Origin of the sequence: Natronomonas sp., from assembly GCF_046710025.1 — an archaeon.
Taxonomy (GTDB): Archaea; Halobacteriota; Halobacteria; order Halobacteriales; family Haloarculaceae; genus Natronomonas.
In genome coordinates this window covers 1-20,949 of record NZ_JBKEGK010000001.1, presented here as the reverse complement: position 1 = coordinate 20,949, position 20,949 = coordinate 1, and the positions used below count along the sequence as shown (strand labels likewise).

Genomic DNA, 20,949 nt, shown 5'->3' with positions numbered 1-20,949 from the left:
CCGGAGTCACCCCTCGTCGGGGGACGCCTCCGGCGGCAAATAGAAGTAGACGTCGTTGCCCTTCTCGGAGCGTTCGAACCTGACCTCGCCGCCGAGCGACTCCACGCACCACTTCATGACGAACAGGCCGATTCCGGTGCCGTGGGACGTGCTCGTCGTTATGTCCGGATCGAACAGCGCGTCGAGTTCGCCCTCGGGTATCGGCGAGTTTCCGTCGCTGATCCGGATCTCGACGCGCCCGGTGTTCGGCGAGGGGCCGACGCCGACCTGGACGGTCGGCTCCACCGACTCGGAGTGAACGACGGCGTTTTCAAGGGCGTGTGAGAGCGCATCGGCGAACGCGTCGTCGACGCAGATCCACATCCCTTCGCGTTCGGTGACGACGACCTCTGCGCCGGGGTAGTCGGCCGAGACTTCGTTTGCGACGGTTCGCACAGCGACGGTCGCGTGCTTTCGGACCCGCTGTGTGTCCGCCCCGGCGACCGCCCGCTGGATCTCCTCGACGGAGTCGGCCATCTTCCCGAGTTTCTCGGCCCGCAACCGGATCGTCTCGCCGGCCTTCCGTAACCGCTCGGCGTCGGCGCGCTCCGCGATGGGGGTCGCGTTGCCCGAGATGACCGTCGCCTCGTTCCGCAGATTGTGTCTGAGGACCCGCCAGAACAGTTCCGCGCGGTGGTACGTGTCGTAGTACTCGGTTATGTCCTGCAACTCGGCGTACACGCACTCTTGTCCGTCCAGGCGCCGACGCGAGGAGCGGACCTGCACCCAGACGAGTTCACCGTCTGCCCGCTTTGCCCGCCAGGTGAACCGCTGTGGACGCCCTCCGGTACTCGCCCGGAGTCGGGTCTTCAGATCGTCACCCGACCGCGGGTAGGTGTTCGCGGTGTACGCCTCGACCGGGAGTCCGCGCAACTCCGAGACAGTGTAGCCGAGTATCGTCTCCACCCAGTCGTTCGCGTCCAAAACGGCTCCCAAATCCGGGTCAAACAGCGCGATGCCGACGTGGAGATCAGCGTACGCCGGCGGCAACGTGACTTGCTTTTCGGTGGCCATGCGATGATCGCTTATCAACATGGCGACACCTGTGGGTTGGTAATAGTGATATATATGCCTCCGGTCGGGTATTGAGATTCACCCCGCTAGCCGGATATCGGGTGCCGCCGAGGTCCCGACTGGACGCCCGGGAGCCGGTTCAGTAATCGTTTGCCGTGGCCCGTGTTGCCGTAGTCTTGAACGACGCGACGACCTCCATGCCCGGTTCGATCCCCAGACGACGGCGGCTTTCCTGGGTTACTAACGCTACGAGGGGCGCATCAGCGCCCACCTCGACGCCAACGCGGACGATCGACTCACCCGCCTCGACGTAGGCGACGGTTCCAGAGAGGCGGTTCCGGGCGCTCGTCTCGCCATCGCTGGGTGCGTCGGGGGGGCGATACAGCGTGACTGCGTCGGCCTGGACGCTCACCTGTACTTGCGCGCCGACGTCGAGTTGCGCCGATCTGTCCTCGGGCATCCCCTCACGATCGCCACCCTCGCCGCCGTTCGCGAGCACCCGATCGACGAGTAGCGCCCGAACCACCCCCGCGTCGGTCTTCACCGATCCAAACTCGCCTTCGCGGTCGAGTATCTTCCCGGAGAGGACCGATTCGGAGACCGCCGCCGTCTCCGAGAGCGTCGCTCGCAGGCGGTCGAACCGGGCGAGAAGCGTCTCGGCGTCCGCGGTGAGTCGGCTGCCGCCGCCGTCAGCGCCGCCGCGCTGTCGCTCGACCAGCGGCCCGAAACCCTCCTCCAACGCCGCGATGCGGTTTAGTGCTCGCGCTCGCGAGCGCCCGAGCACCTCGGCTGCGCCCCGGACCGACTCGCGCGCCTCGACCGAGCGAAGCAACTCGGCGTCGGCCGCCCCGAACGTCACGTCGTCGGCCCGCAAGTGTGCTTCGACACCGACATCCATATACTGTCTCGACCAACGGGGGATAAAAGCTGTTCTGTTCGTTGTGGCGGTCGCCGAGGGCGATCGGCCCGACATCTTGAGGACGCGATGGCGTCGGTTCGGCTCCCCGGATCAATACACCAACTCGCCGGAGATGAACTTCCGCGTCCGGTCGTCAGCCGGGTCCTCGAACACTCTCTCCGTAGGACCGATCTCGGTGAAGCCGTCGCCGAGGAGCACCCCCACCCGGTCCGCGACCCGCTCGGCCTGGTGCATATCGTGGGTCGCGACCGCGACGCCGATGCCGCGCTCGCGAGCCTCGCCGATCGCCGCCTCGATCAGCCCCGTATTCCGGGGGTCGAGATCAGACGTCGGCTCGTCGAGCATGAGATACTTTGGCTCGTACGCCAGCGCCCGCGCGAACGAGACCCGCTGTGCTTCCCCTCCGGAGAGCGAGCCGGCCTCCTGTTCGAGTCTGTCGTCGAGACCGACGATTTCGAGGGCCTCCCTGACTGCCTCGGACGTCCCGTTCGACCCGAGCACCGACCACAACTGGCTCCAGAGCCGATCGGGCCACGACTCCCGGACCCGCAGGCCGTACTCAACGTTCCGGGCGACGGAGGCGTCGAAGAGGCTCGCCTCCTGAAACACCATGCCGATGCGGCGGCGAAGCGCCAGTCGCTCGCTCTCGCCGACCGACCACACCGCTTGCCCGTCCAACTCGGTCGTTCCCGAACTCGGCTGGATGAACAGCGCGAGGATCCGCAACAGCGTCGTCTTCCCGACGCCCGAGGGGCCGATGATCGCGACCACCTCCCCGGGGTCGACGGACATCGAGAGGTCATTGAGCACGGGGTCGTCCCCGTAGGCGTGCGACACGTTCGAGAGGCGTATCATCGGCCCACCCCACCAGTATCGCCGAGCCGAACGACGACGGCGTTGACGAGCAGCACGATCGCGACCAGCACCGCCCCGAGCACCATTGCGGTCTCGTATCGTCCCTGGCGTGCCTCGAGTTGGACCGCGGTCGTCAGGGTACGCGTCTTCGATATCCCGTCCGAGCTGGTGATGTTTCCGCCGACGATGAGCACGGAGCCGACCTCGCTGATCGCGCGCCCGAACCCCGCAAGCACTGCCGTTGCGATCCCGTACCGTGCCTCCTTGATGACGACCAACGCCGCGTCAAGGCGGGTGCCACCGAGAACCCGGGCCGCATCGCGAACGTTTCCCTCCACGCCGGTGACGGCCGCGAGGCTGATCGCCGTGATCGGTGGCGTCGCGAGCACGAACTGCGACATGATCATCGCCTTCTTGGTGAAGATCAACTCGAGAGAGCCGAGCGGGCCCTGATTCGAGACGGCGAACAGGACGAGCAGGCCGACGACCACGCTCGGAAACCCCATCCCGGTGTTGATCACCGACTTCACGAACTGCTTTCCGCGGAAGTCGACGAACCCCATCACGATGGCGACCGGAACGCTGACCAGCGTGCTCAACGAGACCGCGATGATGCTTACGTACAGCGAGACATAGATAATGCTCGTGACATACCCTTCCCTGAACGGGAACTCGAGCAGTGCGGGCAGCAGTTCGACGGCTGGCTCGAGCGGCACGTCGTTTTATTCGCCGCTGCTCCAGCCGTCCGGAACGTACTGCTGGAAGTCGGGGTTCTCCGAGACCGCCTCGGGGAAGAACAACTGCTCCCCGTTGGATTCGTAATCCGAGATCATCTCTTGGACTCCCGGGCTGGTGATCCAGCCGATGTAGGCCATCGCGAGGTCGTAGTTGGCGTTGTCGTGGACGCCCGGGTTGACGGCCATGACGCCGTAGGGGTTTGCGAGGATCTCCGGCCCGTCCCCGATCGGGCCCTGCACCAGGATGGTGAGATCGATCTCCGAGCGCTGGGAGATGAACGTCCCGCGGTCCGAGAGCGTGTACGCGCCCTGCTGGTTGGCGATGTTTAGTGCCTCGCCCATCCCCGAGCCGGTCTCTTGATACCAGTCACCGCCCGGATCGGTGCCGGCGGCATCCCACAGATTGAGCTCTTTGGTGTGCGTCCCGGAGTTGTCCCCCCGCGAGACGAACGCCGCCTCTGCGTCCGCGATTGCGGTGAGCGCCTCGGTTGCCGACCCCATCCCCTCGATGCCCGCCGGATCGTCAGTCGGGCCGACGATGACAAAGTCGTTGAACATCAGGTCGCGGCGGTTGATACCGTAGCCGTTGCGCATGAACTCGTCCTCGAGGCCGCGGGCGTGGACCATCACGATATCCGAGTCCCCGTTGCGGGCCGTTTCGAGGGCCGCACCGGTTCCCTGTGCGACCGCGTCGACCGAGACGCCGTACATCTCTTCGAAGTCGGGATGGATCGCGTCGAGCAGCCCCGTATCGTAGGTACTCGTCGTCGTGGTGAGCGTCAGCGTCTCGCCGGCGACGCCGGGTCCGTCGTCGCTACCGCCGTTGCTTGACGAGTCCGATCCGTCCATCTCACCGGAGTCGTCTGAGCCGTCGGATTCGTCGCCGCCGCCGGACTGCTGTGAGCACCCGGCCACGCCAGCAAGTGCTCCCGTCCCGATTGCCGCAATGAACCGTCGTCGTTGTATCGTCATGGACACACCATCGACTCGACATCTTTTATACCTTTTGTTGCGCGAGTAACCGGTATCGCTAACCACCCAGGCGGGTCGCGATCCGCATTACCGAACGCTTGTGCCCGTCGTTTCGTTTCGAGTGTAGTCGTAGGCCGCGTACGTCGGCGCGTCTCGGGAGCCTCGTATCCGGGATGTGCAGTTCTGTGTTAATTAAAACCGTCTAGCCCGGTCGCGCCCGATCGCGCTGTCGTATCGCCGATCGTGCTCCACATCGAATGACTAACACCACACCGGCCACATCGATCCCATATGAGTCGACGACAGGACGGTGACCGAACGGAGCTCGATGGACTATCGCTGGAGGCAGCTGTCGACGAGATTGACGACTCGGCTGACCGCGAAACGATCCGCGAGACGCTCGCCATCGTCTCCGACGAGGGAACCGTTCGCCGGGCGGCTGTCGACGACGCGCTCTCGAACGCGTCAAAGGTGGTGACGACCGCCGAAACACGGGCCGAATTGGCGGCCGGGAGACTGAACGATGCCCGGGAGACGGCTGCTCCCGTCTCCGATTTGGACCACGTCGCGGCCCGGCTGGATCGCTTCGGAGCCCGGCTCGAATCCATCCAAGAACGAACGACCACTCTCGGCGAGCACCTCCAAGGGATCGTCGACGACAGAGACGAGAGCGGTCTCTACGAACTCGCCGTGGAGATCCGACGGCTTACGGCCACAGCGAAGGAGGTCCAACGCGACGCAGACGATCTTCAGTTCGAGCTGGACCCCGTAGAAGCGTGGCTCGAAACCTCCGACCGTCGCGTCGAAGCGCTCACCGAAGACATCGACGCGATCGAGGAGTCGCTCGGGAGAATCGAAGCCACCGTCGAGACGCTATCGACGGACGGCACCGGCGCGGGGGCCGACCCGGCGGTCGCGTGGGCCGCGGCGTCGATCCAACATCGCGTCGCCGCGCTGCTGGTCGCGGATCTGCGAACGGAACTGGCGGCACTTCGAGAGTGGGCCGATCGGGAGGGCACCGAGCAGCCGCCGAACGTCGAACCGAAACTCGACGAGTTGGCAACGCGCCGTGACCGCGTCGGCCAGCGACTCGCCGAGGTCGCCGACCCCGCGTGGCGGGAGCGGTTCGGGGATCGGATCGGGTCGTTCGAGGACGAACTCGAAGGCGTAGAGCCGCCCATCGAGTGGGCCGAACTCGAGGAAACGATACAGCGGTATCAGCCGGATCCCAACGGAGAATAAGCGTTCGACGACAGCCGGGAACCGACGACCGGCATCCCGTGATTTGACACCGGCACGACGCGGGAGACCGGTGCGGAGACGACTCCTCGCGGTGATCTTTACCCGAACTTGCCGCTGATGTAGTCCGCGACCCGCTGGCTCTCGGGGTTCTCAAAGATCCGCTCCGTGTCGTCGTATTCGACGAGCTCACCGCCGGTGAGGAAGACTGCGGTCTGATCGGAGACGCGGGCGGCCTGTTGCATGCTGTGCGTGACTATCACGACCGTGTACTCCTCGGAGAGTTCCGCAATGAGGTCCTCGATCTTCGAGGTGGCGATCGGGTCGAGTGCCGACGCCGGCTCGTCCATCAGGATGACCTCCGGGTCGACCGCCAGGCATCGTGCGATACACAGCCGCTGTTGTTGGCCGCCGGACAGTCCGAGGGCATTGTCGGACAGTCGATCTCTGACCTCGCTCCAGAGTGCGGCTTGCTTCAACGACCGCTCGACGAGCTCCGCTTCGCGTTCGGACCCGTCACGCCCCGTCAACCGCGAGAGCACCCCCGTCTCGATATCGCCGTGTTTTCGCGGGCCGTAGGAGACGTTGTCGCGAATCGACTTCGGAAACGGGTTGGGACTCTGGAACACCATACCCACGCGCTTGCGCAACTCGACGAGGTCGACACCGCCGTCGTAGATGTCCGTCCCGTCAAGCTCGACGGTTCCATCGACGGTGGCGCTCCGGATACGATCGTTCATGCGGTTTAGACACCGCAAAAACGTCGATTTACCGCAGCCTGACGGGCCGATGAGCGCAGTTACGCTCCGTTCGGGGATGTCCATCGAGACGTTATTCAGTGCGCGGTCGTCGTTGTAGTAAACGTCCAACCCCTCGACAGCGAGTTTCGTTTCGGCGTCGGTGTCGTGCTCTGTCCACTCCGGGCGCGTTTCCTCGACCGTCTCGCCGTCGGTCGTCGAGACCGACTGGTCGTTGGCTCGGTTCTCCTGCTCGGCAGCGTTTTCCGGATCTATCTGACTCATTGGTGGAGCTTCTTCCTGAAGTAGTACCGCGTCGCGATGCCGCCCGCGTAGAACAGCAACACGACGAGCAGCAAGGTCAGTGCCAGCCCCCACGCGAACTGCTGGGGATCCTCGATGTTCCCGCTCAGCCCGGCCGTGATGAGCGCGTATAGCTGATACGGGAGCGCGCTGGTGGCCTCGAGCAGCGCGGGGTTCGTGACGAACGGCGGAGACGCGCTCAGTTGAAATCCGCCGAGCACGTTCGGAGCAGCCGATCTCCCCGGAAGGACGCCCCCTCCAGTCGTCAACAGGATCGGTGCCGTTTCGCCGGCGATCCGACCGACACCGAGGATGATGCCGGTCGTGATCCCAGGGATCGCAGCCGGCAGAACGACGCTTCGGATCGTTTCCCACTTGGAGACGCCGAGTGCCGCACTTGCGTCACGGTACTCGTCCGGGACTGCCAAAATGGCTTCCCGGCTCGTGATGAGTACCAGCGGTAACAGCATGAACCCGAGCGTCAACATCCCCGCGATCAGTGACTTCTGATTGCCGAACCGGGGGATGAGGAACGCGGCCCCGAACAGCCCGAAGACGATACTGGGCGTGCTCCAGAGGCCGTTGGTTGCGACTTCGACGACTCCGGTGAATCGCCCCTGTTCTGCGAACTCGCTAAGAAACACCGCCGCACCGACGCCGGTCGGCACCGCAAAGAGGACGGCACCGATAACCAGCCAGACCGTCCCGATCAATGCGGGGAACACGCCGGGGACCTCCGCCAGCAGCGAGGCCCCGTTCGTCAGGAACGGCCACCTGAGGAGCTGATCGCCACCGACAGCTACCCCGTTCAAGAGCCCGGGAAGTCCCCTGATGATGACGAACGCGAGGAGACCGACGAGAACCGCCAGAATCGAGAGGACGATCAGATAGATCAGCACGTATGCACCGATGTTGCGTCCCCGGGCACCGAAGCCACCGTAGGACTTCGCGGCCGCCCATCCGGTCAGCAGCGACGCGACCATCGTGACAACCGGGATGACCGTGTCCCCGAATAGCGTCGCGTTGTACCCGACGAGAACGCGCTCCCACCCCGGTCCCGCGAATCCGGTCACGAGCGCCACTCCAAAGAGGACGGCGACGCTCCCGGCCGGGAGCGTCGATCCGACGTCCTCCCGCCGGAGCGCCGTCAGCAAGAACGCGGCAGCACCCGAGACGAATCCGATCGCCAGCCACCCCGGCGTTCCAAGGCCCGCTTCCTGTGCGGCGAATGCGCCGATAACGAACCAGACGCCGGCGAACGCGGTCGCAGCGACGACACCCGCACTCGGCTGAGGGCTGGCATCGACGTAGCCGAGCCGCGATGCGAGGCCCAACCCGCTGGTTCCCAGACCGAGTCCCAGAAGTGCCGCACCGAGAGCCACAGACAGCGTGCCGTTTCCGACGGGAGTCGTGATCGAGACGATATCGACGAGCGTGGCCAAACCGACGGCGAAAACCACCCCGGAGAGCCCGACCGCGGACGCGGCGACTGCCTCGTACCCGCCGCGGTCCTCGCGGACGAGCGCGTTCTGGGTCGCGCGACTCACGTTCGCTCACCTCCGAGACGCTGGCGCATGCGCGCCTCAATGTACTGCGAGGCGACGCTGAGAGACAGCACAGTCACGAACAGGACGACGCCAGCCGCGAACAGCGCGCTCTCTTGGGTGCCGCTCGCGTTCCCGTAATTGGCGGCGATCAGGGACGTGAGCGTCTCGTAGCCATAGAACACGTTAGTTATTGGTTCAGGGATCTTTTGCACGCCAGCCAACATGACGGTCGCGGCCATCGTCTCGCCGATGGCCCGGCCGACGCCGAGCAACACGGCCGCCGAAACACCGGAGAAGGCCGCAGGCAGCGTGATTGACGTCATCGATTGCCACTCCGTCGCCCCAAGAGCGAGCGACCCGTCCTTCATGGAATCCGGAACGCTCGTGAGCGCGTCCTCCGCGACCGAGACGACCGTCGGCAGTGCCATGAGCCCCACGACGATCCCGACGAACAGGTATGTCGAGCCGCCGTTCAGGGCGAATTCCTCGCCTGCCCACGGGTTGATGATGGTGAATCCGATGAAGCCGTACACGATCGAAGGGATTCCCGCCAAAACCTCGATCCCGGGCTTGACGGCCTCGCGAACGGCCGGCGGGGCGATCTCGGAAATGAAGAGCGCGGCGGCGACACCGAGCGGTGCCGCGACCAGCGTCGCGATGGCGGTCACCATCGCCGTGCCGTGGATCATCGGCACCAACGAATATCGAACCGGATCCGAAACCGCGTCCCACCGCGTCTGAACGAACATCCCCAGCCCCGGAACTGAGACGCCGAAGACGGTCACGCTCTCGTACCGGAAGGCGGCGGCCGATTCGACGAAAATGAAGGCGATGATCAATCCGAGTGTGACGAGTGTCACCGTCGTCATGGCGAAGGTGACTGCGCGAGCGATGAGTGCCTGGTGCCGCACCCACCCGTACCCGGTCGAGAGGACGAACACGCCGAACGGCACCGCAGCCAGGGGTGACGCCGACAGGAATCCGGCGAAAGCGAGCAATAACGACCCCATAGATAGAGCGACGACGGCCAGCGCACCCGGATCCGTCTCGGTGATGAACGTCCGAACGCGGCCCGAGTATCGTTCCGCACGGGCCTCCCAACCGCCGACCTCTGTATCAGTGAATGAATCCATTGTGTATCATCCGTCGAAAACAGGTGAGTTGCGTTCGATCGGCCTACATCTGCTCGGGGAGTTTCTGCTTTTCGGCGTCCAGATCGGAGGTCGGCAGCGTGATGTAGTTGACATCCTCGACGAACACCTGCTGGCCGAAGTCGGTCAGGAACATGTTGAGGAAGGCGGCCTCCCGCATGTCCGTCCCGTCGGGCGTCTCCTCGTTGATCCGGGTGTACATGTGGAGGTCCCGATTCAACGGGTACTCGGCGTCGAAGATGGTGTTCTCCGCGTCGGGGTCGGGCTGGAATACTGTCCCGTCGAAGTCGATCGCGACCGCCTGGATCCCCGGCCCGGAGAACGCGAGCGCCATGTACCCAATGGCATTGTCGTTGTTCTGGAGGACCTGTTGGACCTGCTGGTTCTGCCCGAGGCGGGTGTCGACATCCATCGGTGCCTCGGCGTCACCGAGCATGTTCAGCCGGAACGTGGTATCCGTTCCGGAACCTTCTGCGCGCCCGACGACGTAGATTTCTTGATCCGGACCGCCGACCTCGCTCCAGTTGGCGATGTCGCCCTGGTAGATACCGCGGATCTGCTCGCCGGTGAGCTGTTCGACGCCGGCGTCGTAGACTGCCTGACTGACGAAGACGGGCTGCCCGTCACGGCCGACGACGTGATCGACGTAGTTATCATCGCGCTGTTGCTCGCTAATGCCGAGTTCCGCCGTGATCGGCCCGGAGGAGTTGCCGATATCGACGAGCCCGTCGCGGACGGCCTCACACCCCGTCCCGGAGTGACTCAGCGCCACCCGCGTCCCGAAGGGGGGGTTCGACCGTTCGCCGGTCGCTTCGAACCCGTACAGTCCCGCAAAGTAGTCCGCGATGTTTTCATCGGTCTGTATCTGGTCCCAGCCCGGAACCGACCCCTCGTCGTTGGATCCCCAGTACTCCCCGTCGCTCGGGGGCGAGTTCGAGTTCCAATAGGAACTGCCTTTATTCGAAATCGGATACACGGTCGACGAGCCTTCGGCGGTCACCGTCGACGGCCCCGACGATCCGGAATCCGAACTGGTGCTGCTATCGGCATCACCGTTTCCGCCCTCGCCGCTGTTGGTGTTACTGGTGTCGCTGCTGCTACACCCAGCGAGGCCGACGCCGCCGACGGCAGCGGCTGACGTCAACAGATATTTTCGCCGTGATACTCCCGCACTCTGGTGCTCCGCGTCGCTTGACATCACGAGAAATCAAATACGAAATGCTAAAAGAAATTTATATGAGGGGTATGGAACGCACCTGGGAGATATGTCTGGTATAGGATGTTACTGAGCGGTATAGTTCGGTATAGAATAGCTTCGGTCGGTATGTTTGGTATTGAGTATCGCCAGGCGATATATATTCTATAGGGTGATCTCGACCGCTATGTTACAGTGCATTCGGGGCCTCTCGGATATATACATAAATATACATTATGTGCTCATGTATTAAAAACGAACATATAAGCAGAAATTTACGACCGCCGACGCAGTCCGGGGCGTCCATCTTTGCGTCGGAATTCAGTACAGAAGCCGTGAGAATGGGATCTTACAAAAGAGGAGCGACGTAGGGCACCAAGCCACCCCTCTCGTTTGTATCGCTGGCTGTTGGTCGTGGCTACTGACCAACAAGACTGAATTTATGTTTATACTACATAATTTCTTTGTTACCGGTTCAGTAACGTTCAGCCGGGGGCTCCGGCCTCAATTCGTGAGGGATCGGAGATCCTTCTGACTGTCCGAACAGGCCCGGCCCGTGGGGAGAGGGCGAGGGCTTCCGACAGAGGGTCAAACGCACGAGGCGAGTCGGCCCGAGAGGAAGCCGAGGTAGTGAGACCTAGCCGCTGGTGCTGTCGCTGGGAGACTCGCCGATCGATGCGGGTTTTTCTGGGGACACCACGCCGGTAGGTAGTGATACCGTCGCACACGTCGCCGGTATCACCGCTTGAATCCCTCCTCACCGCAATCTTCTGACTACAGATCAAGTTCGAAAGCGTCTAAAACGTCACTTTGGGACTCGGGGAACGTATCGGTAAGAGACAGGCCTGAAGCCGTGGGAGGATAGCAAAGATGTGTCGCACGCCAACGCTACCATCGGGGGAGCGCTCCACGAGGCGATTCGGTGCTATCTCGGGAGATCGTACATTCCGCCCCGGAAAAGGCGTGGGTTCTTACCGGTGAAGCGAGAACAGTCGGTGGTGGCGGTGACGACAGTTACCCCCTCTGAGCCCCTTGTGATGAGGGCTTCTCCCGAGCCACCGTTTCAGGCCGGCAAGCGACGGGCTTGAGCGGATTGCTGCTCGTATCGCCGGTATAACTGATTGGGCTGAACAATTCGAGCGTGGCAAGTACCTCGGCGGTCTGGACCCCTCGAACACGGTGCGGTAGTGCGTCGAGTCCACAGCGATTCCGATGGCCCGGTGGCGCTCGGACGGAACAGTCAGGTCCACCGCACGAGTGCGTGCGCGAAACACAGTCGGCACCGGACGGGCCGTACCCGTCGCTGTCGTGGGTGTCGTTCGGAGTGAATGGCGAATGACGGGGTACCGTTTAGTCGTCGGAGGCGGCCGCCTCGCCGGCGCCGTCGACGGCTGCCTTGCCGGTGTCAGTCAGTTCGTAAAGATTTTGACGGGCGTCAGCGAAGTATACGTCCTCCGAGACGATCTCGATGTCCTCGAGCCGTTCGAGCGCATAGCGGACCGTTCGAGCAGACAACATCGATTCCTCGACGATGCTCTTTTGAGTCATCGCGCCATTGTACTCGAGAACTTTGTAGACGAGTTTCGCGCTGGGTGGAAGATCTGTGAGTGTTTCCCCGTCTGAATCAGGCATCTCTACGATATAAAAGGTCCCCCGCGGGTATAAACGTTAATCCAAACATGTCAGGTATGGTCCGAGGCTGAGCCGAAGCCGGTCACTCCATCGGCGTCGCTGGAACGAACCGCTTTTGACGACGGATGGCACAACAGTACGTATGGCAACTGATACGGCCGAACGCCGGACCGCACACGTCCGTGGCATCACCGTCACGGCGATCGCGTGTCTGGCCGGCGTCGCCGCCGCCCTCGTCTCGTCGGCCGTCGCCGACGGGGCCGGGGATACGCTCGGCGTCTACATCCTCGCGAGCGCCGTCGTCGTGCAGTTCCCCATCCACCAGCTCCTCGAAAAAGCCGGAATCGAGCTCGACACCGACGACTTCGGGGCGAAGGATTACCTCTACGTCGTCTTCATGACGTTTTCGCTCTGGTTCGTTTGCTGGGGAATCCTGCTCACAACCGGGGCTGGCCTCTGATGGCCGACGACAGCATCGCCGTCGTGGACTTAGATCGCTGCCAGCCCGACCGGTGTAACTACGAGTGTGCGAACTTCTGCCCGCCAAACCGGACCGGCGAGGAGTGTATCGTCACCCGCGAAGAACGCCACGACGAGGGCGAGCACTACGCCGGCGGCTCCGATCAGATCTCGATCTCCGAGGAGCTGTGTCTCGGCGAGACCTGTGGCATCTGCGTCGAAAAGTGTCCCTTCGATGCGATCGAGATCATCAACCTCCCGCAGGAACTCGACGACGACCCGACCCACCGCTACGGCGAGAACAGCTTCGCGCTGTATGGGCTACCAGCGCCTGAAGACGGCCGCGTCACCGGGATTCTCGGCCCCAACGGGATCGGGAAGACGACCGCCGTCCACATCCTCGCCGACGAGATCACGCCGAACCTCGGCGACTTCGAGGCCGACCCGGACTGGGACCGGGTGCTCGAAGCCTACCGGGGCACGGCGCTGCAGGGATACCTCAAAGATCTCCAAGAAAACGAGGTGACAGTCGCCCGAAAGCCACAATACGTTGATAAGATTCCGGACACGTTCGACGGAAAGACGAGCGAGTTGCTCGCGAGCGTCGACGAGCGCGGCGTCGCCGACGACCTCACCGAGCGTCTCGGGATCGCCTCCGTCGTCGATCAGCCGATCGATACGCTCTCAGGCGGCGAACTCCAGCGCGTCGCCCTCGCGGCGACGCTGGTGCGTGACGCCGACTTCTATTTCCTTGACGAGATCACGCCGTATCTCGACATTGGCCAACGTGTGACTGCGGCGCGGCTTATCCAGGAACTGTCGGCCGACGATCGCTCGATGCTCGTGGTCGAACACGACCTCGCGGTGTTGGACCTGCTCGCCGACGCGCTCCACGTCGCCTACGGCGAACCCGGTGTCTTCGGCGTCGTCACGCCGCCGAAATCGACGAAGGGCGGTATAAATCAGTACCTCGGAGGCTACCTCGAGAACGAGAATATGCGGATCCGCCCGGAGGCCATCGAGTTCGAGGAACACGCCCCCCGCGTCGAGGGCTACGGCGAGACGCTCGTCGAGTACCCCGAAATGCGGAAATCCTACGGCGAGGGCGAGTTCGCCCTCGAGATCGATGCCGGCGAGATCAGACACAACGAGGTGCTCGGCATCGTCGGTCCCAACGGGATCGGCAAGTCGACGTTCGCAAAACTGCTCGCCGGACGCTTAGACCCCGACGAAGGGAGCTTCGACGCCGCCCTCGACATCTCGTACAAACCGCAGTACGTCGAGATCGACCAGCCGATGCGGGTCGACGCCTTCCTAGCCTCGATCACCGACGACTTCGGGACCTCCTACTGGAACACCGAGATCGCGGGGCCGCTCCAACTCGATCGGATCATGGAGCAACAGCTCACGGACCTCTCTGGTGGCGAGCGCCAGCGCGTCGCCATCGCCGCGTGTCTCTCCGAGGAGGCCGACCTCTACCTGCTTGACGAGCCCTCCGCCCACCTCGACGTCGAACAGCGCGTCCTCGCGACGCGGGCTATCCGTCGTTACACTGAGACCCACGACAAGACGGCGATGGTAATCGACCACGACATCTACATGATCGATCTGCTTTCGGATCGCCTGCAGGTCTTCGAGGGAACGCCCGCCGAGCGCGGCCACGCCGGCCGGCCGGTCGGGATGCGCGAAGGAATGAACACGTTCCTCTCGAATCTCGACGTGACCTTCCGCCGCGACGAGCGGACGGGTCGACCGCGGATCAACAAGCCCGGCTCCCAGAAGGACCGCGAGCAAAAAAGGGCCGGCGAGTACTACTACGCGCCGACGGACGCGAACTGAGCGTCGCTTCAACGCGTGGGTTCTGAGCCTCACGATCGGGCAATAAAACACGTAGCCCGGAGTCGCCTCACTTATTTGGGTGAAAATATAAACGAGACTCATGGCACAGGAGGATCGTCTCGAAGCCGAGGAGCAAGGGGTGTTGGCCCACATGCAACAGATGCCCTCAGCGGCGGTGCTGGATTCGCTGATTGAGGACGGGCTACACGAGATGAGGCGGGAACGATCCGGATTGTTGCTTTCGGGGGTTTCAGCCGGACTCGATATCGGCTTCGGGCCGCTCCTCATGGCGGTCCTGTTGACGCTGTCGGGCGGAACCTTCGGAGACCTCTCGACAGAGCTTCTTCTGGCGAGCGCGTACGCCGTCGGATTCATACTCGTCATCCTCGGCCGATCGGAACTGTTCACCGAACACACTACCCTCGCAGTGATTCCGGTGCTCGATCGGCAGGCGTCTCTCGGACAGTTGGGACGACTGTGGGGGCTCGTCTACGCGGGCAACCTCATCGGCGGGGCCGTCTTCACCTTTCTGGCGGTGTTGCTCATGCCCGGGCTCGGGGTGGTCTCGCCGGAGGCGTTCGGAACGATCGCGAACAAACTCGTCAGCCATGAGCCCTCCTGGCTGCTCGTCGCCGGCATCTTCGCCGGCTGGCTGATGGGACTGATGGCCTGGCTGATCACCGCCGCCCAGGAGACGATAAGCCGAATAGTCATCATTTGGCTCGTGGCCGCGACGATCGGGATCCTCCATCTTCCCCACTCTATCGCCGGAAACGTCGAGGTCCTTTTTGGCCTCTTTACCTCCTCGGCTGTGACGCTGAACGATTATATCGTGTTCCAGGTGCTGGCCACAGCCGGTAACGCCGTCGGCGGGGCGATATTCGTGGCGGTGCTGAAGTACGGCCACGTCGTTCGCGGCGCGAAATAACACCTGTACCCGTCTTCGTACCCAGTATTTTCAACGCCCCTGACACTCCTCTTCGCATACTACGCCGTGTTCTGCGAGCGATACCGTGGAAGCTACCAGCCGTACGCCTCGTGGACCGCCCGCCCCTCCGCGTTCAGCACGGGTCCGACGACCTCCGTGACCCCATCGAGGATCTCGGCCGATCGGACCGACGGTCCCCGGCCGGTGAATTCGGCTATCTCGTCGCCGCCAACGCTGTAGACGACCCGCCCGAAGCCGGCCCGGGCCATCCCACCGGCGCACATCGGGCACGGCTCGGTGCTCGTGTACATGACCGTCGCGGCGCGTTCGGCCGGCGAGTTCTCCCGACAGGCCCGGTAGGTGAGGTGAAGTTCCGGGTGACGGCGGACGTCGTCTTCGGTGACGATGCGGTTCGAATCGGCCATGGCGACCGAGTCGCCGCGAACGAGGACGCTGCCGAACGGTTCGTCGCCGCGATCGGCGGCCTCGCGGGCGAGATCGAACGCCCGCCGCATGTGAGCCTCGTGATCGAACGCGTCGAATCCGGGGTCGGACATATCCCTCGTACGGGCCGGCGGAATAATAAATATCGCAGCCGCCGGCGACCGCCCTTTTTAAATTACTCCATCCCCCAGAGCCGTCAATGGCGAACTCGAACGCGAAGGGCGACCGCCGCGAGCGCGAACTCGTCACGGCGCTCGACGAGGCCGGTTTCGCGGTGATGCGCGCGCCGGCCTCCGGCAGCGCAACCGAGCGCGAACTCCCGGACGTGCTCGCCGGCGACGGCGGGACGTTCTACGCGATCGAGGCGAAATCCTCCGCCGGCGACCCGATTTACCTTTCCGGCGAAGAGATCGAGGCGCTCGTCTACTTCGCGCGGAACTTCGGTGCGAAACCCCGCGTCGGCGTCCGCTTCGATCGCGAGGACTGGTACTTTTTTCACCCTGGCGATCTGTATGAAACCCCTGGCGGCAACTACCGGGTTAAAAAGGGAACCGCCCTCGCCGACGGGACCGACTTCGCGGAGTTCACCGGCGACTCGGAGAAGGTGACCTTGGACGAGATCGCCGCCGATGACGACGAGGACGATGGGGACGAGGACACCCGCGAGATACTCGGCGCGCTCAAACGTGGCGACATCTCCGTCGACGACGCCGTCGAGATGTTGTGAGTTCGGGCCACAGGCTCGCTCTCGGCGGGAGACACGCCGCTTATACGTGACGGCGCACAAACGGGGGTATGCACTTCGAACATCTTCCGACGACGCCCCGGTCGGAGGAGTTGGTCGACAAGGCGTTCTCTCGGGCGGCGCGCGCGGGGCGGGCGAAGTCGGGCAAGGAGGCCCAAGAGTCGATGCTGCAGACGGCCGCGAACATCCTCTCGGACAACCTCGGCAACGTCGTCACCTCGTGGCCGGACTTCGATCTCGTCGACCGCTTTTATTATGAACTCGCCGACGCGACGCTCGCCGACACCGACGTTGAGGGCGTCGACCGGCTCAGACAGCACCTCTCGGAGGTAATGTGGGCCTCCCGGCGGACGGACGAAATAAAACGAGAGTACCACGGTCGGATCAGAAACTCCGACACCGACACCGCGCGCAAATTCCGCAAGCAAGCGTTCGCCCGCCTCGCCGACATCACCGAGCAGGTCGAGGAGGACCTCCTCGCGATCGGTGCGGCCCGCGACGCACTGAAAACGCTGCCCGACATCCGCGCCGACGACCCCGCGATCGTCGTCGCCGGCTACCCAAACGTCGGCAAGTCCTCGTTCGTCAACCGCGTGACGAACGCGAAAAACGAGACGGCCGCCTACCCCTACACCACCACGAATCTCAACGTCGGCCACTTCGAACGCGACCACATCCGGTATCAACTGGTCGACACGCCCGGCCTGCTCGATCGGCCCGCGGAGGACCGAAACGCGATCGAGTCCCAGGCCGTTTCAGCGCTGACACATCTGGCCGACGCCGTTCTCTTCATGCTCGACGCCAGTGGCGAATGCGGCTATCCGCTCGACGACCAACTCGAGTTGCTCGACGATGTCGAGTCGACGTTCGAGGTGCCGGTCCTCGTCGTCTGTAACAAGGCCGACCGTTCGACCGATGCCGACGCCGACCACTACATGAGCGTCGAAACCGGCGAGGGCGTCGAGGCGACCCTCGACGCGGCTGTCGAGGCCGTCGGCTACGAACTAGAGCTGCCGTTCGACGAGTGACGGTCGATTGCGGCCGCGCAGGCAGACCCACCGCGTCGTCGCCTCCAGATCAGCCCGCCGTCGCATTGTACGTCACTTCGACCGCGTACTCCACGGAGACGTCGCCGGTTTCGACGCTCGTTTGGGCCGGTTCGGGCGCTGGCGTCGCCATCGCCTCCGCCTCGTAGCGCACCGGGCTGAAGTTTCGTTGCGTCGCGTCGACGCTTGCGACGCTCGTCACGTGGAGGTCACCGTTGCTTGCGATAGCGTCGGCCTGCGCGCGTGCGTCACTCATCGCGTTTGCGATCGCTTCCTCGCGGAGGTCGGTCCGGACGACATCTGAGAGCGTGAACTCGATGCTCTCAACCTCGACGTTGGCGTCGGCGGCCGCGTCGACGACCTCGCCCACGCTGTCGGGGTCCTCAAGCGTCACCTCGAAGCTGTGCACACCCCGGAACGCCGGTACAGTCTCCTCCTCCCGCGGGTGGACCCGTGGCGAGCGAACCCGGTACTCGCTCGTCTCGTAGTCCTCGGCCGAGAGACCGATCCCCTCGAAGTTTGACCGGAGCGCCTCGGCTTCGGCCGCGAGTTCGTCTCGAACCGCGCCCGGATCGTCGCCCTCAGCGACGGCTCGGACCCGAACGATAGCCCGGTCCGGCGGCGCCGATGCGCCCCCAGTCGCGTCGATCGAAACGGTCCGGTCGGCGGCGGCCTCGGGTGTCTGTGCGCCGATCGGCGAGACGACCGCAACGCCAACGAGCGTCATCGCCAACAGGGAAACGAGGATTATCACTACTGCGAGTCCTTCACGTCGCATACTCGGCCCGACGCCGGGCGCGTTACTATACTCGCCGGAATATCAAAGAGCCGTTTGACCTATCATCGTTGGGCCGACAGTAGGGATCAATCGCCGCTTCGTTCGATCTCGACGTAGAGTATCCGGACGTCCACTTCGATCCCGTGCTCCGCGGCGAGCCGCGTTTGGATCCCCTCGGCCAGCCCGCCACGCGTCGCGTCGGGCGGGGCCCCGACCGTGCCGACGACCGTCGTGGGCCGATGAAAGAGGAGACGCTCGGTCTCCGTCTCGATTTCGAGGTCGACGAGTTCGTACCCCGAGTACGCCGGGTCCTCGAGTTCCGTCGTCACGCCCTCTCTGATATCCTGTTCGGTTTCCGCCGCCTGGTAGGAATCGTACGTGACACCACCGAGAAACACCGAGAGCAACGCGATGGCTGCGACGAGGGTGGCGGCGCGTTTCAGCGTCGCGATACGCGCCTGATCGTGATGGAAAAACTGCTCGGGACGGTAGCCGCTGTACCACAGGACGACGAGCGCCGCGAGGTTGATCGAGAGGACGTTGACCGCGACGAGGACCGCCGAACCGACCGCCAGGGCCGGTTCCCCGTATGCGATCCCGATCCCGACCGTCGCGGCCGGTGGGATCAACGCAACGGCGATCATGACGCCGACGAGTGCGGTCGACACGCCCGTCGTCAGGCTCACCGCTCCGGCAACCCCGGCGCCGAGGGCGACGGCCAACGAGAGAACACTGGGGGCGAGTCGCTCTTCGACCTCCGACAGCGAGATCGGGTCGAGTCCCGGTGGAACGAGGTTCGCCACCTGGACGAACGCCGCAAACAGCGTCGCCGAGGCGACAGCGAGGCCAACGCCGAGTAACTGAAGGCTTACGCCTCGCCGGAACAACTCGGCATCGTCGATGACGCTGCCGACGGCCGCCGCCATTGCGGGGCCGATGAGCGGCGCGATGACCATCGACCCGACAACGGTTGCGGGCGAATCGAGGAGGAGGCCGGCAGTCGCGATCACCGCCGAGACGACCGTCATGGTCACGTACGTCGGCAATGCGGAGGCGAGTTCCCCCGCTCGCGCTTCGAGTTCCTGTCTGGCGATGCGCTCCTCGCTCTGTTCCGTCTCGGCGTAGCGTTCGGTGAGCGCTTCGAAGCGCTCCGATTCGACCGTCTCGGTTTTCAGGACGACGGTGTAGGCCTCCCGTTCGAGTCCGGCCTCCCGCAACGTCTCCAAGATTGGCTCGACGGCGTTCGTCGGCAGCGGAAAGTACGCGACCGCGGTGTACTCCCGGCCGCTTGACTCGTCGGTGACGACGTAGTCGATCCCCTCCTCGTCGAGGATCGAGAGTACGGTCTCGCGTTTCCCGGTCGGGATCGTTACCTGAACGAGTCGCACGCCGGGAGCCTCGCCATCCGTGTTTATAAACCCCACTATCGGGGGGCGACCGCCCGATACAACGGTTACGCTCCCGGGCGCTCGCTCCCCGGCCCTCTCAATCACACTCGAGGATGCGCGGTTCAAGCGCCTTCTCGATGCTTCGAGACGGGGCCCAAGTCGCTCGTACGCCTCGGGGAGCGCCGTCCCGCCGACCGGGCGGCTTATACCTGACACCGGCCAATCGCTCCCATGTTCGAGACGCGTCCGAACCGCGACGCGGAGGTCGTCCTCGTCGGGCGATCAAACGTCGGGAAGTCGACGCTGATGCGCGAGATTACGGGCCACAGCTTCGACACCGGCGGCAGCCCCGGCGTCACGACGCAGCCGAACCACTACGACTGGGCCGCTGAGGACTTCGTGATCACCGATCTCCCGGGGTTCGGATTTATGTCCGGCGTCCCCGATGATGTCCGCGAGCGGATCAAAACCGATGTGGTCCGCTACGTCGAAACCAACGCCGAAAAGATCCTCGTCGGCGTTCTAGTCGTCGACGGGAAGGCTGCCGTCGACATCATCGACCGCCACTCGGGACCCGACGAAATCCCGCACGACGTGGAGTTGTTTGGCTTCTTCCAGGAACTCGGCGTCCCCGTCGTCGTCGCGGTCAACAAGATGGACAAGGTCGACGACCGCGACGAGCGCCTGGACGCGCTGGCCGAACGGCTCGGCCTCTACCCGCCCTGGAAGCAGTTCGACGAGATTCTCGCGCCGATCTCGGCGAAACGGGGATCGATCGAACCGTTCAACCAGGCCGTCAGACACCATCTCCACGAGGCCGGCCGCGACGACCTGTTCAAGTTCTTTTGAGCCCCCTCGAGCGTTCCCGCTCCGCTAATCGTCGAGGCGGTCCTTCGAGACGAAAAGCCCCAACACGTCGCGTCGATCCGCGACCTCGCGGTAAAGCCGCTCGCGAAGCCGCCGATAGTCGTCGAACTGCCGG

General features: G+C 64.0%; 20 protein-coding genes. 7 read left to right on the top strand and 13 right to left on the bottom strand.

Annotated elements, in window-relative coordinates; all coding sequences use genetic code 11:
* Nucleotides 1-6: 6 nt before the first annotated feature.
* From ACI944_RS00100 to ACI944_RS00080, 5 genes are all read right to left on the bottom strand, one after another.
* Nucleotides 7-1,053 carry an ATP-binding protein gene (locus ACI944_RS00100; protein ID WP_411717023.1) on the bottom strand — a complete coding sequence of 349 codons (1,047 nt, stop codon included), beginning with the start codon at nt 1,051-1,053 and terminating at the stop codon, nt 7-9.
* 139 nt (nt 1,054-1,192) lie between these two features.
* The gene (locus ACI944_RS00095; protein ID WP_411717022.1) at nt 1,193-1,951 is read right to left on the bottom strand and encodes a TOBE domain-containing protein; all 759 of its coding nucleotides are present in this window, start codon (nt 1,949-1,951) and stop codon (nt 1,193-1,195) included.
* 111 nt (nt 1,952-2,062) lie between these two features.
* Nucleotides 2,063-2,827, bottom strand: coding sequence for an amino acid ABC transporter ATP-binding protein (locus ACI944_RS00090; protein WP_411717021.1), 765 nt, complete (start codon nt 2,825-2,827; stop codon nt 2,063-2,065).
* On the bottom strand, nt 2,824-3,543 hold the full coding sequence (locus ACI944_RS00085; protein WP_411717020.1) for an ABC transporter permease: 720 nt from the start codon (nt 3,541-3,543) through the stop codon (nt 2,824-2,826). Before ACI944_RS00085 ends, ACI944_RS00090 begins: the two co-directional genes overlap by 4 nt.
* Before the next feature lie 6 nt (nt 3,544-3,549).
* Nucleotides 3,550-4,536, bottom strand: coding sequence for a substrate-binding domain-containing protein (locus ACI944_RS00080; protein ID WP_411717019.1), 987 nt, complete (start codon nt 4,534-4,536; stop codon nt 3,550-3,552).
* Between the two features lie 291 nt (nt 4,537-4,827).
* Between ACI944_RS00080 and ACI944_RS00075 the strand changes: the two genes are divergently transcribed.
* Nucleotides 4,828-5,778, top strand: a complete 951-nt coding sequence (locus tag ACI944_RS00075) for a halo transducer protein (RefSeq protein WP_411717018.1) — start codon at nt 4,828-4,830, stop codon at nt 5,776-5,778.
* A 98-nt stretch (nt 5,779-5,876) separates the two neighbouring features.
* On the opposite strand, the gene pstB is transcribed toward ACI944_RS00075, so the two are convergent.
* From pstB to ACI944_RS00050, 5 genes are all read right to left on the bottom strand, one after another.
* Nucleotides 5,877-6,797 carry a phosphate ABC transporter ATP-binding protein PstB gene (pstB, locus tag ACI944_RS00070; protein WP_411717017.1) on the bottom strand — a complete coding sequence of 307 codons (921 nt, stop codon included), beginning with the start codon at nt 6,795-6,797 and terminating at the stop codon, nt 5,877-5,879.
* On the bottom strand, nt 6,794-8,362 hold the full coding sequence (pstA, locus tag ACI944_RS00065; RefSeq protein ID WP_411717016.1) for a phosphate ABC transporter permease PstA: 1,569 nt from the start codon (nt 8,360-8,362) through the stop codon (nt 6,794-6,796). Before pstA ends, pstB begins: the two co-directional genes overlap by 4 nt.
* A complete protein-coding gene (pstC, locus tag ACI944_RS00060) occupies nt 8,359-9,495 on the bottom strand; it encodes a phosphate ABC transporter permease subunit PstC (protein WP_411717015.1) in 1,137 nt (378 codons plus the stop codon). Before pstC ends, pstA begins: the two co-directional genes overlap by 4 nt.
* A 43-nt stretch (nt 9,496-9,538) precedes the next feature.
* Nucleotides 9,539-10,711: a substrate-binding domain-containing protein gene (locus ACI944_RS00055; protein ID WP_411717014.1), complete on the bottom strand. Its 1,173-nt coding sequence runs from the start codon at nt 10,709-10,711 to the stop codon at nt 9,539-9,541.
* A gap of 1,347 nt (nt 10,712-12,058) precedes the next feature.
* Complete coding sequence (locus ACI944_RS00050) at nt 12,059-12,340, bottom strand: helix-turn-helix transcriptional regulator (protein ID WP_411717013.1); 282 nt, start codon at nt 12,338-12,340, stop codon at nt 12,059-12,061.
* Nucleotides 12,341-12,482: 142 nt separating this feature from the next.
* Between ACI944_RS00050 and ACI944_RS00045 the strand changes: the two genes are divergently transcribed.
* From ACI944_RS00045 to ACI944_RS00035, 3 genes are all read left to right on the top strand, one after another.
* A complete protein-coding gene (locus ACI944_RS00045; RefSeq protein WP_411717012.1) occupies nt 12,483-12,800 on the top strand; it encodes a hypothetical protein in 318 nt (105 codons plus the stop codon).
* Complete coding sequence (locus ACI944_RS00040) at nt 12,800-14,638, top strand: ribosome biogenesis/translation initiation ATPase RLI (protein WP_411717011.1); 1,839 nt, start codon at nt 12,800-12,802, stop codon at nt 14,636-14,638. The genes ACI944_RS00045 and ACI944_RS00040 overlap by 1 nt, the downstream gene beginning before the upstream one ends.
* 151 nt (nt 14,639-14,789) lie before the next feature.
* The gene (locus ACI944_RS00035; protein ID WP_411717046.1) at nt 14,790-15,566 is read left to right on the top strand and encodes a formate/nitrite transporter family protein; all 777 of its coding nucleotides are present in this window, start codon (nt 14,790-14,792) and stop codon (nt 15,564-15,566) included.
* A gap of 92 nt (nt 15,567-15,658) precedes the next feature.
* On the opposite strand, the gene ACI944_RS00030 is transcribed toward ACI944_RS00035, so the two are convergent.
* Complete coding sequence (locus tag ACI944_RS00030) at nt 15,659-16,123, bottom strand: nucleoside deaminase (protein ID WP_411717010.1); 465 nt, start codon at nt 16,121-16,123, stop codon at nt 15,659-15,661.
* Nucleotides 16,124-16,209: 86 nt separating this feature from the next.
* Between ACI944_RS00030 and hjc the strand changes: the two genes are divergently transcribed.
* Nucleotides 16,210-16,737, top strand: coding sequence for a Holliday junction resolvase Hjc (gene hjc, locus ACI944_RS00025; RefSeq protein ID WP_411717009.1), 528 nt, complete (start codon nt 16,210-16,212; stop codon nt 16,735-16,737).
* Between the two features lie 68 nt (nt 16,738-16,805).
* Nucleotides 16,806-17,783 (top strand): NOG1 family protein, encoded by a 978-nt coding sequence (locus ACI944_RS00020; RefSeq protein WP_411717008.1) that lies wholly within the window; start codon nt 16,806-16,808, stop codon nt 17,781-17,783.
* Between the two features lie 49 nt (nt 17,784-17,832).
* On the opposite strand, the gene ACI944_RS00015 is transcribed toward ACI944_RS00020, so the two are convergent.
* A complete protein-coding gene (locus tag ACI944_RS00015) occupies nt 17,833-18,579 on the bottom strand; it encodes an SIMPL domain-containing protein (RefSeq protein WP_411717007.1) in 747 nt (248 codons plus the stop codon).
* Between the two features lie 86 nt (nt 18,580-18,665).
* Entirely contained in the window at nt 18,666-19,967 is a 1,302-nt protein-coding gene (locus tag ACI944_RS00010) for a TIGR00341 family protein (RefSeq protein ID WP_411717006.1), read from the bottom strand.
* A gap of 231 nt (nt 19,968-20,198) precedes the next feature.
* Here ACI944_RS00010 and engB point away from each other — a divergent pair, with 231 nt between their 5' ends.
* Nucleotides 20,199-20,816, top strand: coding sequence for a GTP-binding protein EngB (gene engB, locus ACI944_RS00005; protein ID WP_411717005.1), 618 nt, complete (start codon nt 20,199-20,201; stop codon nt 20,814-20,816).
* Nucleotides 20,817-20,949: the final 133 nt, after the last annotated feature.

Excerpts from the sequence above, each read along its gene's own strand:
- ACI944_RS00100 (WP_411717023.1), bottom strand. The coding sequence starts at position 1,053 with ATGGCCACCGAAAAGCAAGTCACGTTGCCGCCGGCGTACGCTGATCTC.
- ACI944_RS00095 (WP_411717022.1), bottom strand. The coding sequence starts at position 1,951 with ATGGATGTCGGTGTCGAAGCACACTTGCGGGCCGACGACGTGACGTTC.
- ACI944_RS00090 (WP_411717021.1), bottom strand. The coding sequence starts at position 2,827 with ATGATACGCCTCTCGAACGTGTCGCACGCCTACGGGGACGACCCCGTG.
- ACI944_RS00080 (WP_411717019.1), bottom strand. The coding sequence starts at position 4,536 with ATGACGATACAACGACGACGGTTCATTGCGGCAATCGGGACGGGAGCA.
- ACI944_RS00075 (WP_411717018.1), top strand. The coding sequence starts at position 4,828 with ATGAGTCGACGACAGGACGGTGACCGAACGGAGCTCGATGGACTATCG.
- pstB (WP_411717017.1), bottom strand. The coding sequence starts at position 6,797 with ATGAGTCAGATAGATCCGGAAAACGCTGCCGAGCAGGAGAACCGAGCC.
- pstC (WP_411717015.1), bottom strand. The coding sequence starts at position 9,495 with ATGGATTCATTCACTGATACAGAGGTCGGCGGTTGGGAGGCCCGTGCG.
- ACI944_RS00055 (WP_411717014.1), bottom strand. The coding sequence starts at position 10,711 with ATGTCAAGCGACGCGGAGCACCAGAGTGCGGGAGTATCACGGCGAAAA.
- ACI944_RS00050 (WP_411717013.1), bottom strand. The coding sequence starts at position 12,340 with ATGCCTGATTCAGACGGGGAAACACTCACAGATCTTCCACCCAGCGCG.
- ACI944_RS00045 (WP_411717012.1), top strand. The coding sequence starts at position 12,483 with ATGGCAACTGATACGGCCGAACGCCGGACCGCACACGTCCGTGGCATC.
- ACI944_RS00040 (WP_411717011.1), top strand. The coding sequence starts at position 12,800 with ATGGCCGACGACAGCATCGCCGTCGTGGACTTAGATCGCTGCCAGCCC.
- ACI944_RS00035 (WP_411717046.1), top strand. The coding sequence starts at position 14,790 with ATGCAACAGATGCCCTCAGCGGCGGTGCTGGATTCGCTGATTGAGGAC.
- ACI944_RS00030 (WP_411717010.1), bottom strand. The coding sequence starts at position 16,123 with ATGTCCGACCCCGGATTCGACGCGTTCGATCACGAGGCTCACATGCGG.
- hjc (WP_411717009.1), top strand. The coding sequence starts at position 16,210 with ATGGCGAACTCGAACGCGAAGGGCGACCGCCGCGAGCGCGAACTCGTC.
- ACI944_RS00020 (WP_411717008.1), top strand. The coding sequence starts at position 16,806 with ATGCACTTCGAACATCTTCCGACGACGCCCCGGTCGGAGGAGTTGGTC.
- ACI944_RS00015 (WP_411717007.1), bottom strand. The coding sequence starts at position 18,579 with ATGCGACGTGAAGGACTCGCAGTAGTGATAATCCTCGTTTCCCTGTTG.
- engB (WP_411717005.1), top strand. The coding sequence starts at position 20,199 with ATGTTCGAGACGCGTCCGAACCGCGACGCGGAGGTCGTCCTCGTCGGG.